Raw genomic sequence first — 14,518 nt, forward strand, 5'->3', positions numbered from 1 at the left:
GACATGTTGAAATGTTTGAAACTGTCTCTTTTGGAATGTCAGATAATCTACTACCATCATACTAGAATGACAAATAAATTGAAATGGGGAGTGGAATATGAATATTTGTACTGTGTCACTGGCAACAATTAGGGAAGTGGTCCCGTTATTTAATGCCTATCGTGAGTTTTATGGACAACCGACTGATTTAATACAAGCCGAGCAGTTTATCCAAGAACGTGTGGAAAAGGAGCAATCCATTATTTTTCTCGCATACTTGGATGGGGAAGCAGTAGGTTTTGCGCAGTTATTTCCTATCTTTTCATCCGTTGCTATGAAAGGGGCATTTATTTTAAATGATTTATTTGTGGCTGGGCATGCCAGAAAACAAGGGGTGGCAAAGGCATTAATCGAACAATGCTACGTCTATTGCCAGCAGGAGAACGCTCGTTACATGATGCTTGAAACCGCAAAGGACAATGTCAATGCCCAAAAGCTCTATGAAAAAGTAGGGATGACCATAGATGATCATGTGTATTATTACAGTATTTATTGGTGAAAAACGGGGCTGTAGTTTTTAAAAGTCTTTGTTTGTATGAAATTTATATTCACCTGTTGAAAGACCCCGCCATTTAGCTAAATGGTGGGGTCTTACGGTTAGGCGTGGCTCATCCAGCCGGCAAAAAGACCTGAATTGAAAAAGCGTGTAATCTGCTTAAATCCAGCCTCTTTCAATAATTCTTGAATGTCATGATCGGATAGAAAAGAGATATTCATAATGACTTTCCCCATATCCTCGACCTTTGATTTTTTGTATCCTGCATCTAAAAAGAAGCTTTGCCAGATTTTAATGCGATCTTGCAGTTCGTTACTATTTCGATCTCCATAGGCACAAGCGAGGACAAAAGGTTTGCCGGGCTTTAATTGCGCATGAATGTTGTGCAGTAAGTTAAGTTTTTGCTGTCTATCTTCAATAAAATGCAGCACAAGGATACAACTAGCCGCATCATAGGTGAATGGAGAGGGGGGCAAGGTATCAATGGTTCCTTGGAGAAGCTGAACTCGGCTTTCTATAGCTAATTGCTGTGCTTTATACTGAGCAATTTGCAGCATCTCTTCAGACGGGTCTATACCTGTAAATGTCCAGTTTGGATTAGATGGTCCCCATGCAGATAGCTCATTACCGCCCCCAGCTCCTACTACTAGCAGGGAAGTTTCTTGCTCACCTAAATGAGCTCGGAAATAAGCTTGTGTCATGGCGAATAGAGTGTCATAAGCTGGTACAGAGATACGAGTACTTTGTTCATAAATGCGAGCCTTTTCTAATAAATGTGTATTCATCGTCATTACCTCCAACGTATATTGTATATATTACAGACCTTAATTATCTGTAATTGAGTATATAGGAAATTTAACCGAAGCACAATATAGAAACCTCAACCTATTATAATTAAAGTAAAACGATTAATAATTAATAATAAAGATTAATGATTTAACGATTATCATTAAATTATTATTGAATTTAGTAGCTCTTTCTTCTACACTTAACGTAATGAATAGGGGGAGAAAATATGATTAATGCAATTGTGCAAGTGATGTTATTTTCAGTCATACCGTTTGTTTGGTGGAGTTTTACAGCTAAAAAGGAACAACCCTTCCTCAAATGGTTAGGATTTCACAGGCCTGTTATTGTTGATAAGGGGAAATATGCCATATTTTATATGCTTTCTATTGTCGTATTAGTGGTGCCTAATTTCGCTCTTGTCTTTTTTTACATGGATGTTTCCATATTAGCGTCCCATCAATTTGCTGGCCTTGGCTTAGCGGGGGTCATTCCAGCTATTCTATATGCTATGATTCAGACCGGCTTATCTGAGGAGCTATTGTTCCGTGGCTTTTTCTTGAAAAGGCTGGCAAAGTCATTTGGTTTCCAGGTCGGAAATTTGCTACAAAGCCTCGTTTTTGGCTGTATCCATGGGGCTATGTTATGGACGGGATTACCATTTCCAATCATCTTGTTAGTTGTACTATCTACAGGGCTAGCAGGCTATGTGATGGGATGGATGAATGAGCGAGTTGGCGGGGGTTCCATTGTAACGAGCTGGAGTATTCATAGTTTGACTAATTTAATGACTGCTTGCTTATCCATGTTTCAAATTCTATCTTTTTGACTTATTTGCATTTCTTTGTCGTCACTTGCATAATAGGGCAGAGAAGAATTTTCGTGAAGGGAAGTGCAAACATGACAGAATGGCCAAAGGGAGTAGCTAAACCTGCAATTCGTGCATTACAAGCAGCAGGCTATACACAATTGAAACAGCTGGAAAACGTTGACCTTTCCACTTTAGCTCATTTACATGGAATGGGGCCAAAAGCGCTTGCCGCGATTGAGGCGGCATTAAAGGAAAGTAGGGAGCCGCGTGAATAAGCTGACATTATTTTTACTGGCAATGGTGGTCTATTATATAGTCGTTGTCTTCCTCATCAGTAAGCTTTTTATCATTCCTATCATGAAAGTAATGGCACTTGTCTTCTTTATAGGAGCGGGTTTCATCTTTTCACGTAAGATGCGCAGGAAATTGCAGTAGGAGGTATTATGAAAATTGTTCAATTAACAGTCATTTATTTAGCCATTATTTTGCTAGCTATGGTGCTATCTTTATCAGGTGTTCGGCTATCCTTTTCACTCGGTATAATCGCTGTGTTCGTGGTAGCTATTATTTATCGTCATGTACATATTTTATATCGAACAAACAATATGGAAGTTGTAGATAAATGGGTGAAGCGCCGTCAAAAAGAACCAATATTTGCGGCTCTCTATGCATCCGCTTATGGGACGGTAGATGAACATATTTGTGCTATCGATGTCATCATCCACCATTATAAACAGCCAGCCATCAAATATAATTATCTATTTACGAAAGCAATTATGGAGAAAAATCTTGGAGCGGCAAAGGCTGCTGCCCAGCAAATTAATAAGGAGCCGTTATCAAGCTATGCCCTATGCTATATTGCAGCGATGGAAGGTCAAACGGCTGCTATGAGAAGTGACAAGCTGACACAGCCCTGGATGCAACCCGCTGTAGAGGCAGTATACGCCCATAGTCAAAAAAATCAAGAATTATTCCGCCAATGGGCTGATGCTAGCATCGAACAAGCGCGTGGTGTACAAAAATATGGTTTAATACATAATTTTAGACAAATGGAAAGTGAATTGGATAGTGAATAACTATCTAGTATACCAAACAATAGTAATTTCATGTTCGTAAGACGTATTAAAGATCTACTCTTTAATACGTCTTTTTTACCGCTTTTTATTCAATAAAATCCCTCGTACGATCCCCATACTGAAAATACCACAGAGCAAGAAAAGAAAAAGATACGCATGCCATTGTTGTAAAATGCGATCGCGTCCTAATGCAATCGAAAGATCGTTGAAAAGGGAGTAAGTAAAGTACAATAAAATACTATTTTTTATGAGACAAAAAGTCATGATGCCATTTTGACGCTGGCTATGGGACAGCGGCGGTTTATTTCTTCTCATCACAGGATAGGCTGCTTTCATCTCTAAATAATGTAAAAGTAAAAATAGCATGAGTGCGATAAAAGGTAAATAAAAAATAGCTATTTTTGGTCCAAACTGTGCATGGTCACTTGTGAAGCTTTGTAATACGGGAATCGTTGCAGGAAGCTTTCGATATTGAATTAGTGTAGCTGTGAAGCCAGCTAAAAAAATGGTGGCCACGATGACCGTCAGCTGGTGACAAAAGCGTGGTGTTGGTGTTTTTTGTTGTGTTTGCATCCTTGCCCCTCATTTCCATCATCATTCAAAATTACAATCTGTTATACTGTATCATAGAATGATTGCTTTTGTGAGAGAGAAAGAAGGATATGATGGAATACTTGTTATTTTTATTCATTGGCATCATTGGGAATGTCATTGGAACGTTAGTGGGTGGGGGTGGTTTAATCACCTTGCCAACGATGATGTTAATGGGGGTGCCAGTCCATTCTGCAATTGGGGCAAATAAAGTATCCAATATGGTAAGTGCATTTTCGAGCTTTTATACGATCTATAAACGAAAGGAATTAGCATGGTCAGAAATGAGACCAGTCTTATGGGTATCCCTAATTGGTGGAACATTGGGTGGACTTTTTGCTTCATTTATGAGTAGTCAAGCATTGACGTTTATCGCCATCATTTTACTAGGCTTTGCGTTAATTATGTCCTTTATGGGTGGGGCTGATTTTGGCGATAAGGAACTCTTTATTATGAATCGAAAAAATGGTCCAATTCTCCTTGGGGTTGGTTTTTATGATGGTATGTTTGGGCCTGGCAGTAGTACACTAGCCCTTTATACATATGCTCATGAGAAAATTTCTTATATTAAAGCAGTAGGACTCTCAAGGGTAGGGGTATTCGCCATGTGCTCAGGAGCAGCGATTACCTATATCGCTACCGGGAAAATTGAATGGCCACTGACGTTGATTTTAATGGTAGGGTCTACGATTGGTGCGCAAATTGGCATTGTTTTAGCAAGAAAGGTAAAAGCAAATCAAGTCAAACTGCTACTCCGTATTGTAACCATTGTTCTGATCGTACAGCTTGTTTATGATTTTATCCAGCAGCTATAGGAGGCGATTGTCGTGTTTGAAATTACACCGTACCCCACGTTTTCATGGTCACTATCACGTCATAAAACGCTAACAAGCTGTGCCCGTAAATATGGCTATGAATATTATTTTTCCCATAACGGGTGGCTAAGCTACAATGTGGAGCCTTATCATCAACTTGTGTATCGTTTAAAAAAGCTACAACCCATGCCTATTTTATTTGGGCAAATTGTTCACCGCTTTATTGAACAGGCTATTAATGATTATTTACAAACAGGGAAGCCCCCCACACTAGAGGAGCTAATTCATTGGGCTAGAGGACAGCTGAATGCGGCTTTTATTGATTCTACCCGCCATCTTGAATCATGGAGGCAAAAGCCAAATAAATATTATATGATGCAGGAAATATACTATTCCGGCAAACTTCCATCCGATCTAGTACAAGACTATAAAGAACGAATTAAGCTTGTTTTTGAGCATTTTTTGATGAGTGAAACATTTCAACAAATTACATCACAAAAAGGTTCTTTACGTATTGGGGAGCCAGAACAATTTCGCTCGATGAAAATCAACGATATCCAAGTGTTCGTTGTAATGGATTTTCATTATTTTAATGAACTAACTGATAAATGGGTAATTGTGGACTGGAAAACGGGGGGAGAGTCAGATGATGATCGCCAGCAATTAGCTCTCTATGCCTATTATATACAGCAAAAATATGGGGTACCACTTGAGCAAATCGAGGTCTATAATGAATATTTACTAACCGGAAAACGGAAGAAATATAGCTTCTCTGATTTTGATATGGACAATATTTTACATACATTTCAGTATAGTGTTTTAGAGATGAAAAAGTATCAAGCCGATATTTTTTCTAACGAGCCTGTGGAACTGGAAGATTTCGAACAAACACAAGAAAAATGGCATTGTCGAGGATGTAATTTTAGAGAATTATGTGCGCAAAAGTAGAAATGGAGCATCGCCTATTTAAATTTCTACAAGAGGAGGGAGAAAATGATAAAAAATAAAGTGTCGTTTGTTACTTCCATCATCCTTTTAGGAATTTGTATGTGTTTATTTTTCCCATTTCCTAACTATCAAATGGTGAATACTCGAATTTCCTTTATGTCGTTTCCTATCCTCACTGATGATGGCTATGTGTTGCTTGGGTTATTTGGTTCAGCTCTCTTTATCCTTGCTTTGATTTTACTTGTCGAGGGGATGAAAAAATATCACCTCCTATCAATTGGTGTAGTGCTAATCACCTTTACCTTTTTACCTATTCTTTTGATGACAATCTATCAAGAGACTTTCGCTCGTGGCATTATGGCGATTTCCTATACAAAGAATGGTGAATGCCAATTTGATGTAGTAAGCAAGCATGTATTACAGGGGGAATGTCATCTTGAATTACAAAATCGAAGTAATGAAGCAGTGTCATTTGAGCTAGAGTTTTTAGATGATCATTTAACGGGAAAAGGACCCCGTATAGAGTCTCTGATGAATGTAGCTGGCCCTTATTATGTGACAATTGAGCCTAATCGTAATAAGTTCATTCACATAAAGGAATTACTTGATTTATCTGACGTGCCCAATCATATTCAAGGAGGCGGTTCGTCGTTTATACATATTAAAATAATCGACGGGGAGGCTGCACGAATTTTATAAAAAAAGGTATTCAAGTAGGAGAACTTTAAAACAGTTGAAGTGTAGGTAGTAGCTTATGAGTTGCATTAGCAACTCTTTTTTTTATTTAACTTATGAGTAGTTTAGTTGAATAAGAAATAAAATGATTTATGTTAAAATAATGGAAAAAAGAACCAAAGGAGGTGAAGTAATTGTGTTAAGAAAATATTTAAGTATGATTTCATTGTTATTATTTTCTTTGTTCATTGTCTTTGCTTTTATTACCCCCATTGTCGTGAATGGGAACTCTGAAATTGGGGATATTGTGGTCATTTCGTTAATAATAGCGTCATTTCTAGCTGCCCTTTTTAGCCAAAAGGGGAAGCTAAGAATATTGGCTTTAATTGTTTCCTTGATTCCAGTGCTTTTGCTAGTAGGGTTCATGTTACTTCCGATATTTTATTTACTACAGCAATGAATGGGTTTCCTTATGGAAGAATAGACTAGTGGATTAATTCGATAGACAGGTAGCTTTTTCAAAGCAAATGAAAGTTCTAGGTATAAAGATGTCTCTATTTTTTCCGGTAGTATAAAATCAAGCTATTAAACATATATAAGAAAAGCAGCCAATAGAGTGTACAATACCTTTTAAGAATCAAAAAGGGGGATGAAATTGGATAAACAATTAACCATGTTTGAACTTTTGATAACTCCTATGAAAAAAACTTCAGATGATCGTATGAAAAGTGTTGAAAAGCAAAACGTAGTGGCACCACGTAAGGTGGGATATATTGTACACAGATAAAGTACTAATCACCTAACTTCACATGATCGGTTGTAACCCTAAATGAATGTGAAAGCAGAAAACTGAGTTTGCTTTTTTGATAATTTTGTATTAAATTATATTGTATTGATATTTCGAGAGGAGGCAAAAGGTTATGGAAACTGTTTTCAGAATGGCTGCAATTGAAGTAAAGACATTTTTACAATTAACTGATTTCAATTCAACGGGACCAGTCTGTCGTTTTTTAGAAAAACTTCATATAGAATTCAGCAACCGGAAGCTTTTTGCCTTTGTATTTAATAGATAAAGAAGAACCTTTATGTTTGTTCTTTTTAAATACTTTATGCATGTTCTGACGCCGGTTACCTGGCGTCTTTTTGTGTTGTTCAAGAAGATTAATTGAAAATAAAACTTTTGAAAGGGTGAGACGATTGCTTAAAAAGTTAAGACAATTTAGGAATGTTTCAGTGTGCCACGCGCTTCTAATTTAAAAGATTAATTAGAAGCGAGGAATTTTAACATGCAAAAACAAACCATTTTTACTTCAGCATTTCTTTTTTTATTTATTAGTAACTTTTTAACTTTTATAGGATTTGAAATGTTACTACCTATTCTCCCAGCCTATTTAATTAGCATACATGCTTCTCCTTTTCAGGTAGGGTTGGTTACTACAGTATTTACAATAGGCGCGATTATCATTAGACCTTTTGTAGGCTATTATTTAGTCGATCACAAAAGAAAAGGTTTAGCTATTGGTGCAGGGGTTATGTTATTGATGATTACAATCATGTATCCCTTTTTAAACACGATCTGGCTCTTCCTACTATTACGGTTTTTCCATGGAGCAACATGGGGAGTGTCAACAACTGCGAATAGTACAATGGCGGTGGATTTAATTCCAAAAACACGATTAGGTGAAGGTATAGGCTACTTTTCAATATCAACAACAGTGGGAGCAATCATTGCCCCTAGCTTAGGCATCCTAATCTATCATTCTTTTTCTTTCCAACTATTAATCTATTCTTCCGTTATTCTTTGCCTTATGGCAGTGATAGCACTTCAATTTGTTTATTCGGCTGAACCAATTAAGCATGAGAAGCAGCCATTTCGATTTATGGAAGCAGTTTTTGAGAGAGAAGTATGGTTTCAAGCATTACTGACTGTTATGACAACGCTTGGCTTTGGTGCAATCATTACCTTCCTTGTGCTGTACGGTGAACAAAGAGGGTTAGATCAAATTTTTTTATTTTTCCTTATCAATGCGATTGTTTCCACTTTACTACGTCCATTTACAGGAAAATGGTTTGATAAAACCGGGCCATGGTCGATTATCATTGTGTCAGCAGTAGTAGGGTTTTTATCATTGATTGTGTTATCATACGCGACAAATAATGGGTTGCTTATTATCGCAGCCATCCTATTCGGAGCAGGCTATGGAACCGTTATGCCTTGTTTACAAACATGGACTGTTCAAAAAGTAAGTGAGGCAAAAAGTGGTGCAGCTAATGCAACATTTCTTTCTAGTTTTGATATTGGGGTAGGTATTAGCGCATTTATATTAGGGCTTTTAGCTGAATGGATTAGTTTAGAGATGATTTTCCGTGTTGTTAGTATAAGCTTTCTTCTTGTTGCTCTGTTCGTTTATAAAGATGCTAAGAGAACAAGAAAAAATAAACATATGTAGACAATAAAATTTTAGTCTCTGATAGGGATGGCAGGAAATTTTAGGCTGAAAGCAGAAACTAAAATAGGATCACTATTATCTTTTCATGTTGGGCAAAGGGGGCGAATGCTATAGAAATAACAAAAGGTGTAAAGGTACTGGAACTGAATTATCAAGGATTTATTATTCATCCAACGCTTTTGTGGGACCAAGACATGGCTGTTTTAATAGACGCAGGTTTTCCTGGACAAATGGAAGAATTGCGAGAGGCGATGGCACAGGTTGGTGTTTCATTGGACCAGCTAAGGGCGGTCATTCTCACGCATCAGGATGTGGATCATATTGGTTGCCTGCCAGAATTAATACAGACATGTGGACAGCATATGCGAGTATATGCACATGCACTGGAGCAACCGTATATTCAAGGGGAACTACCATTATTAAAAGATGCGCATTTAGAAAGTCCACCAAAGGGACGAGTGGATGTAACCGTGAGTGATGGAGAGGAATTGCCGTTTTGTGGTGGTATTCAAATCATCCATACACCAGGACATTCGCCAGGCCATCTCAGTCTTTATTTGACACAAAGCAAAACATTAATTGCCGGTGACTCACTATACAGTGTAGAAGGCAATATTGCGGGTATCCATGAGCCGTCTGTATTAGATTTAGCGGAAGCACAGGAGTCTTTAAAAAAATACCTAGATCTCGATATTGAAACGGTTATTTGCTATCACGGGGGAATAAGTAGGGGAGCTGTCCTTGATCAGCTTCATCAAGCATTATCATAAACAAGAGACCACTCCAGTAAAAGGGGTGGTCTCTTATTATTATTCGGTAATAGTTTCTTCAAACGATTTTCGCCCAGGGCTTACTTTGTTAATATGAATATCGATTTTACTAATGGATTCCTTGGTTAAAGGGATTTTACCATCCTTCTGTATTTTTTTCCATACCTTTACATTGTCGCGATAGAGATATTCTGACAATCGATAGACGTCTACATCTATGTTTAAGCCTGCCTCAAAAGTAGCCATAATTTCTTTTTTGACTTCACTCTCTACTTTTTTTCTGACCTGACTCGGTGTCACTTTTCCTTTAAAGCCATTCAAAATGGTGTTAAATTTTAAATATACTTCAAATTTTACTTGATTGTTTTGAACAATTGGTTTGACATTGACATCTAATTTTTTAATATCAACGGTTAAGTAATCGCGCTCCTCCGTATTGTCTAATTTAATCGTGATTTCTCCTTGCTTCGTTGCATCATTCATCCATTCAATCCCTCGCGCTGTTTTGCCTTTAATAAAGCCTTTGAAGCTGTTCTTTGACAGAATACCAACACCTGCAAAAACAGTTTCAGTTCGGGATTCCTTTGCTGTTTCCCAGTCTTGATTGATGGAAATGAATGGGACCTTCATTTCGTGGTTCGGCTCATTTAAACCAATGACTAGCTGTCTCAAGTTCACCGGCTCTACAAATGATTCTTGTTTCGAGGTATTTTTAGGATTACTCAATTTAGTCGCAGTTGGCGATTTTTCAAGAATAGGAGATACTAATAAAACTTCCTCGATGGGGTCTTGTGTACAATAAACCCAAATATGATATCTTGTTTCTCGGAAGCGTAGAAAAGTGTCGATAATGGGAATGGCATGCTCACTTTCCATAGCTTTTTCCGAGAAAAGGAGAAAGGTCATATGTCCCCAAAAGACTTCTTGGTCCATTGAACGATACAATTTATAGATAGCTTCTTCAATTGTTTTTCCTGTAGCTTTACCGACTTCAGTTGGTGCAGCTTGTGGGTTCGATTGTTCTGTTTTTGCTACATTGGCAAAGTTCATAAGTTGGATGTACGCTATATATTCATTATCCTTAAAATCAACACCAACACCTTGCACATAATACATACGTTGGGGTTCTGTTACATCCCAACAGCCTGACAAGAGTAGTGTAGTCGTAAGCATTAAAATAACAAGTATTATATTTTTTTGGCTCATATATCTCCCTACTTTTTAAAGTTCCTATTATTTATTTTGCACAACTAATAGGTGTATTATAAGTAGATATTATAAGTATGTAAGGAAAACCAAATAAGAAAGTGCTGCTCGCAATGTGTTTTTGCGACAGCACTTCATTATTAATGAAAATATTTTTCGACACGTTGAACGACGTCATTAGCTGTAAGCCCATTCGCATCAATGACAGGACCTTCTATAACTGGATCACTAATCCCCATGACGTCTCGGTCTTGTCCTGTAATGATACAGGCATCACATTTTTTGGCATCCTCTTCATTGCGAAGCTGGATGACTTCATAGCCTTTCGCTTTTAAAGCCTCTTCAATATTAGATAATGACTCTTCAACACCAATAATTCTAGACATAATTTGTCCACCTCCTACAAGTAATGTGCCATTTCATGTTGTGCATTATTCATATTAATATTATTTTTTTGAAGGTGGATAATGACTGTACAAGTAACAGACAATTATTAAGATAAATCCTCTCTTACTAATGGCTGCGTACTACATCTAAAGGAAGCACCGAAGCTTCGAAAAATTGTAAAATCGATATATATTCTACCGTGATTCCTCTTGTGCTAATTGGTTCCAATCGAAATAAGCGGAATTTCGATGACCGTATAGACGAAGTTCTTCACGAATTGACGAAGCCATTGAATTGCGTTTTTATTCGAAGCTAATCCAGAATTCCCGACGAAAATAGTTTTATCTAACACTAATACATCTCCGCCTTACACGGTACGGCTTCAGAATCTGTCCCTCTGATGAATCAGACTTTGGGATAGAGACATAAAAACACGAATTATGATTGGATTCCTGTACTAATATATGACGCACTGGTAAAATTTCATTGCGCCGATGTGGAAAGCGAAGTGAACCTTCGATTAAAAACGGACCAATCGTGAAAAAAGGGCCTCTTACGAAGAAATTACTATTGCCATTTTCTTTTCCCACTTCTTTTTCATAGGCTGTTAAGCGTCTTGGCATGTACTTCAACACCGTATTTCTCCAACACTTCTTTTAAATTTGTTCGTTTTAATTCCTACAAAGGTGGTGAAGAGATGGGTATGGCAGAAGTATTGACCATTGTTTTTGTCCTATTAAAGCTAACGGATATTATTACTTGGTCATGGTGGCTTGTTTTATTACCGGCCTTATTATCATTTAGCTTGTATGTCATCATAATTGTGGTGAAGCTCATCATGGTAATGGTAGCTGTATTTGCGGTGAAAAAACGAGACGTGGCAAGATAAAAATGAAAAGGGTTGTAAGATTAGTCGAGTATGAGTATGACTAATCTTACCACCTGATTATTTGCTAAGCTCGTAGGTTTTTATAGCTGGAGGTACAAAGCTTTGACATTGATCTAAAAGTGCTGCCGCCTCTGCATCAACGATTAATGCTTCTCGATATTGCGCTTTTAAAAATTGTTCCTGTTGCATATGATCAAAAAATGAAATTAGTAAATCGAAATACTGTTCAATATTGAAAATGGCACAAGGTTTTTGAATGAGGCCGATTTGATTCCAAGTAAACACTTCAAAAAATTCCTCTAATGTACCGGGACCACCAGGTAGGGCAATAAAGCCGTCTGCTTGTTCCATCATTTTACTTTTGCGTTCATGCATTGTCTTGACAACGATCAGCTCTGTTAGCTGTTGATGAGCAATTTCACGCTCCTCTAACAAGGTAGGAATTACGCCAATAACCTTTCCACCTTCTTGCAGCACAGTATTCGCTACTGTTGCCATAATACCAACGCTTGCCCCACCATAAATAAGGGTAATTTGACGTTTGGCTAATTCTTTTCCTAGTTGAATTGCGCCTTCACGATAGGCGTTTGAAGCGCCGATGCTAGATCCACAAAATACTGCGATACTGTTCATTGTTGATTCCTCCATATCTGATGAGATTCTTTTATAGTATAATTTAATTTAAATAGGAAAGAAATGGAGGAAGAGCGAAAATGGAATTAAATGAGTTCCAACAATGGGTAAAGGGCTACTATGAAAGCCGTGGATGGTCAGAGCTCAACATATTTACACGAATTGGCTTTTTAGCAGAAGAAACTGGCGAGGTTGCTAGAGCTATACGAGCATTAGAAATTGGCCGAGATCGACCTGATGAAATAACACAATCGTATGAGGAAAATAAGCATGAGCTTATTGAAGAGCTAGGTGATGTAATAGGGAATATTATTGTTATTGCCAATCACTATGATATACCACTTGAGGAAATTTTCGTGGCGCATCAAGGCAAACTATTGAAACGTTATCAGGATTAGGAGGAACCCTATATCGATACGCACATTTCGATTTTATATGAACAGCATGATGATTTTACGAATTTTTTAAGTGAAAAAATTCGTAGCTATAATAACGAGCATTCACTTCACCATCGGGAAAGTAGGCAGAAGGGAGCCGTTCGTCCTCTCCATTTGATCGTTACTGATCAACATCAGCAATGGGTTGGGGGGCTAACCGCTGAAGTTTATTGGGGATGGGTGGAAATACATAAATTTTGGTTTCATGAAGAGTATCGAGGAAAAGGCTTAGGCAGTAAGTTGCTGGCACAAGCAGAAATAGCTGCACAGGAAATGGGCGCAAAGAAGGCTCTGCTTACAACCTATTCGTTCCAAGCTCGTACATTTTATGAAGAAAGAGGCTATCAAGTGGTGGGAGAAATAAAAGATTATCCGCCTGGCAGTAGCTATTATACGATGGTAAAACTATTTGATGCTGAAGAAGGCTGTCTATAAAAATAGGCAACCGTTTCTAATTGATGTCACCTAAATAAATAGTCGTTTCCAGCCCTTGCTCATATCGCTGAAGTTGTGGAATTAATGCTTTCGGATAAAGTTGGAACTCATGGAGTCTTGCCACCGAGACCCATTCTGTCCCAATTTGGTGACTATCTGGATTAGAGGGCTGGTGCAACTGTTCATGAAGCTGACATAGAAAATAATATTCTACTTGATGAACTTCTGCGTCAAAGGCAGCATGCTCATGATTTTTTCCAATATATTCTCGGATGAAAAGAAGTTCTCCGATATGAACAGATGCACCAATTTCCTCAAGGCATTCTCGTTGAAGTGTCTCATGAAATGTTTCACCATGCTCTTGTCCACCACCAGGACAAATATAAAAATATTCCTCCGAAATTTTATTTTTGATCAGCAATATTTCACCATCAACGAGAATGATGGCTTTGACAGAATTTCTTATCATAGGAACCTCCCTAGGTTTGTTAATTTTTTATGATTATGACTAAAACGCTTCATGAATGTCTACCTTAATAAAAAGGGGAGATGAAGCGTGTATTCAATGTCCAATTTTAAAATACTTGTTGAAAAACAGACTGAGATTGATACAATTTATCAAAATTGTGATAATCTAATCCAATCAACGGTCACGCCGAAACTAGATGCTGAGGTCGATCAGTTTCTACAGCTCGTTGAACAACATTTGACAGAGCAAGGCTTTAACATTACACAAACTTCTACAGGCTTAGTCGCCCATTTTCAAAAGGCGGTCATTAATGTCGATAAACATTCTAAGCATTTGGAACAATGCTTTTTTATCAATTTAAATAGCTACGCAGAGGATCAGGTGTCAATTGTGTTAGACATCTCACCTATCATGCTACCTAAAATTTCAAATCAACTAGATGGCTATACGGATATTATTGAGCAAATGACGGATAAGCTAAAGCAAGCTAAAAGTCTTGAGAAAGCCTGTACGAATCCTAAATTCCTTTATAAGACACAAAGTAATAAAGTGTTTCAATCCGCACAGGAAGTGGTGGATCACTATTTTCAATAAAAGGAGAAGCC

Annotated in this window: 25 protein-coding genes; 17 read left to right on the forward strand and 8 right to left on the reverse strand. The window is 37.6% G+C overall.

Going from position 1 to position 14,518, the window contains the following annotated elements; all coding sequences use genetic code 11:
• Nucleotides 1-97 precede the first annotated feature (97 nt).
• Complete coding sequence (locus tag B3D94_RS17080) at nt 98-538, forward strand: GNAT family N-acetyltransferase (RefSeq protein WP_291758613.1); 441 nt, start codon at nt 98-100, stop codon at nt 536-538.
• Nucleotides 539-636: 98 nt separating this feature from the next.
• Here the strand turns inward: B3D94_RS17080 and B3D94_RS17085 are convergent, their stop codons facing one another.
• The gene (locus tag B3D94_RS17085; RefSeq protein ID WP_291758615.1) at nt 637-1,320 is read right to left on the reverse strand and encodes a class I SAM-dependent methyltransferase; all 684 of its coding nucleotides are present in this window, start codon (nt 1,318-1,320) and stop codon (nt 637-639) included.
• Nucleotides 1,321-1,550: 230 nt separating this feature from the next.
• Between B3D94_RS17085 and B3D94_RS17090 the strand changes: the two genes are divergently transcribed.
• The 4 genes from B3D94_RS17090 (at nt 1,551) to B3D94_RS17105 (ending at nt 3,208) form a co-directional block, all read left to right on the forward strand.
• The gene (locus tag B3D94_RS17090) at nt 1,551-2,150 is read left to right on the forward strand and encodes a CPBP family intramembrane glutamic endopeptidase (protein ID WP_291758617.1); all 600 of its coding nucleotides are present in this window, start codon (nt 1,551-1,553) and stop codon (nt 2,148-2,150) included.
• 71 nt (nt 2,151-2,221) lie between these two features.
• Nucleotides 2,222-2,407, forward strand: coding sequence for a hypothetical protein (locus B3D94_RS17095; protein ID WP_008175871.1), 186 nt, complete (start codon nt 2,222-2,224; stop codon nt 2,405-2,407).
• Complete coding sequence (locus tag B3D94_RS17100; RefSeq protein WP_008175876.1) at nt 2,400-2,567, forward strand: hypothetical protein; 168 nt, start codon at nt 2,400-2,402, stop codon at nt 2,565-2,567. The genes B3D94_RS17095 and B3D94_RS17100 overlap by 8 nt, the downstream gene beginning before the upstream one ends.
• An 8-nt stretch (nt 2,568-2,575) precedes the next feature.
• On the forward strand, nt 2,576-3,208 hold the full coding sequence (locus B3D94_RS17105) for a hypothetical protein (RefSeq protein ID WP_291758624.1): 633 nt from the start codon (nt 2,576-2,578) through the stop codon (nt 3,206-3,208).
• Nucleotides 3,209-3,283: 75 nt separating this feature from the next.
• Here the strand turns inward: B3D94_RS17105 and B3D94_RS17110 are convergent, their stop codons facing one another.
• A complete protein-coding gene (locus tag B3D94_RS17110) occupies nt 3,284-3,781 on the reverse strand; it encodes a hypothetical protein (protein WP_069481006.1) in 498 nt (165 codons plus the stop codon).
• A gap of 92 nt (nt 3,782-3,873) precedes the next feature.
• On the opposite strand from B3D94_RS17110, the gene B3D94_RS17115 reads away from it, so the two are divergent.
• From B3D94_RS17115 to B3D94_RS17150, 8 genes are all read left to right on the forward strand, one after another.
• Nucleotides 3,874-4,614, forward strand: coding sequence for a sulfite exporter TauE/SafE family protein (locus B3D94_RS17115; RefSeq protein ID WP_291760612.1), 741 nt, complete (start codon nt 3,874-3,876; stop codon nt 4,612-4,614).
• Between the two features lie 12 nt (nt 4,615-4,626).
• Entirely contained in the window at nt 4,627-5,562 is a 936-nt protein-coding gene (locus B3D94_RS17120; protein WP_291758626.1) for a PD-(D/E)XK nuclease family protein, read from the forward strand.
• A gap of 45 nt (nt 5,563-5,607) precedes the next feature.
• Complete coding sequence (locus tag B3D94_RS17125; RefSeq protein ID WP_193831658.1) at nt 5,608-6,261, forward strand: hypothetical protein; 654 nt, start codon at nt 5,608-5,610, stop codon at nt 6,259-6,261.
• A 172-nt stretch (nt 6,262-6,433) separates the two neighbouring features.
• Entirely contained in the window at nt 6,434-6,697 is a 264-nt protein-coding gene (locus B3D94_RS17130) for a histidine kinase (RefSeq protein ID WP_291758629.1), read from the forward strand.
• Between the two features lie 195 nt (nt 6,698-6,892).
• Nucleotides 6,893-7,024, forward strand: a complete 132-nt coding sequence (locus B3D94_RS17135) for a hypothetical protein (RefSeq protein ID WP_258268711.1) — start codon at nt 6,893-6,895, stop codon at nt 7,022-7,024.
• Nucleotides 7,025-7,157: 133 nt separating this feature from the next.
• Nucleotides 7,158-7,310: a hypothetical protein gene (locus B3D94_RS17140; RefSeq protein WP_175423011.1), complete on the forward strand. Its 153-nt coding sequence runs from the start codon at nt 7,158-7,160 to the stop codon at nt 7,308-7,310.
• 213 nt (nt 7,311-7,523) lie between these two features.
• Nucleotides 7,524-8,687: an MFS transporter gene (locus tag B3D94_RS17145; RefSeq protein WP_291758631.1), complete on the forward strand. Its 1,164-nt coding sequence runs from the start codon at nt 7,524-7,526 to the stop codon at nt 8,685-8,687.
• Between the two features lie 110 nt (nt 8,688-8,797).
• A complete protein-coding gene (locus B3D94_RS17150) occupies nt 8,798-9,457 on the forward strand; it encodes an MBL fold metallo-hydrolase (protein ID WP_291760615.1) in 660 nt (219 codons plus the stop codon).
• Nucleotides 9,458-9,496: 39 nt separating this feature from the next.
• Here B3D94_RS17150 and B3D94_RS17155 read toward each other — a convergent pair whose 3' ends face one another.
• The 4 genes from B3D94_RS17155 to B3D94_RS17170 form a co-directional block, all read right to left on the reverse strand.
• Nucleotides 9,497-10,663 carry a Ger(x)C family spore germination protein gene (locus B3D94_RS17155; RefSeq protein ID WP_291758633.1) on the reverse strand — a complete coding sequence of 389 codons (1,167 nt, stop codon included), beginning with the start codon at nt 10,661-10,663 and terminating at the stop codon, nt 9,497-9,499.
• A 140-nt stretch (nt 10,664-10,803) separates the two neighbouring features.
• Entirely contained in the window at nt 10,804-11,049 is a 246-nt protein-coding gene (locus tag B3D94_RS17160) for a YkuS family protein (RefSeq protein ID WP_025115695.1), read from the reverse strand.
• Between the two features lie 215 nt (nt 11,050-11,264).
• Nucleotides 11,265-11,402: a hypothetical protein gene (locus tag B3D94_RS17165; protein WP_254664252.1), complete on the reverse strand. Its 138-nt coding sequence runs from the start codon at nt 11,400-11,402 to the stop codon at nt 11,265-11,267.
• Nucleotides 11,392-11,685: a hypothetical protein gene (locus tag B3D94_RS17170; RefSeq protein ID WP_291758636.1), complete on the reverse strand. Its 294-nt coding sequence runs from the start codon at nt 11,683-11,685 to the stop codon at nt 11,392-11,394. The genes B3D94_RS17165 and B3D94_RS17170 overlap by 11 nt, the downstream gene beginning before the upstream one ends.
• A 62-nt stretch (nt 11,686-11,747) precedes the next feature.
• On the opposite strand from B3D94_RS17170, the gene B3D94_RS17175 reads away from it, so the two are divergent.
• Entirely contained in the window at nt 11,748-11,939 is a 192-nt protein-coding gene (locus B3D94_RS17175) for a transmembrane Fragile-X-F protein (protein WP_069481013.1), read from the forward strand.
• Nucleotides 11,940-11,996: 57 nt separating this feature from the next.
• Here the strand turns inward: B3D94_RS17175 and B3D94_RS17180 are convergent, their stop codons facing one another.
• On the reverse strand, nt 11,997-12,572 hold the full coding sequence (locus tag B3D94_RS17180; protein WP_291758638.1) for a TIGR00730 family Rossman fold protein: 576 nt from the start codon (nt 12,570-12,572) through the stop codon (nt 11,997-11,999).
• A gap of 80 nt (nt 12,573-12,652) precedes the next feature.
• On the opposite strand from B3D94_RS17180, the gene B3D94_RS17185 reads away from it, so the two are divergent.
• Together B3D94_RS17185 and B3D94_RS17190 are read left to right on the forward strand one after the other, a co-directional pair.
• Nucleotides 12,653-12,970 (forward strand): MazG-like family protein, encoded by a 318-nt coding sequence (locus B3D94_RS17185; RefSeq protein WP_291758640.1) that lies wholly within the window; start codon nt 12,653-12,655, stop codon nt 12,968-12,970.
• Nucleotides 12,971-13,048: 78 nt separating this feature from the next.
• A complete protein-coding gene (locus tag B3D94_RS17190; protein ID WP_291760618.1) occupies nt 13,049-13,444 on the forward strand; it encodes a GNAT family N-acetyltransferase in 396 nt (131 codons plus the stop codon).
• Between the two features lie 16 nt (nt 13,445-13,460).
• Here the strand turns inward: B3D94_RS17190 and B3D94_RS17195 are convergent, their stop codons facing one another.
• Nucleotides 13,461-13,913: an NUDIX domain-containing protein gene (locus B3D94_RS17195; protein ID WP_291758642.1), complete on the reverse strand. Its 453-nt coding sequence runs from the start codon at nt 13,911-13,913 to the stop codon at nt 13,461-13,463.
• A gap of 96 nt (nt 13,914-14,009) precedes the next feature.
• Between B3D94_RS17195 and B3D94_RS17200 the strand changes: the two genes are divergently transcribed.
• Nucleotides 14,010-14,507 (forward strand): hypothetical protein, encoded by a 498-nt coding sequence (locus B3D94_RS17200; protein ID WP_175423116.1) that lies wholly within the window; start codon nt 14,010-14,012, stop codon nt 14,505-14,507.
• Nucleotides 14,508-14,518 lie beyond the last annotated feature (11 nt).

It is taken from the genome of Lysinibacillus sp. UBA5990, from assembly GCF_002429815.1.
Taxonomy (GTDB): Bacteria; Bacillota; Bacilli; order Bacillales_A; family Planococcaceae; genus Lysinibacillus; species Lysinibacillus fusiformis.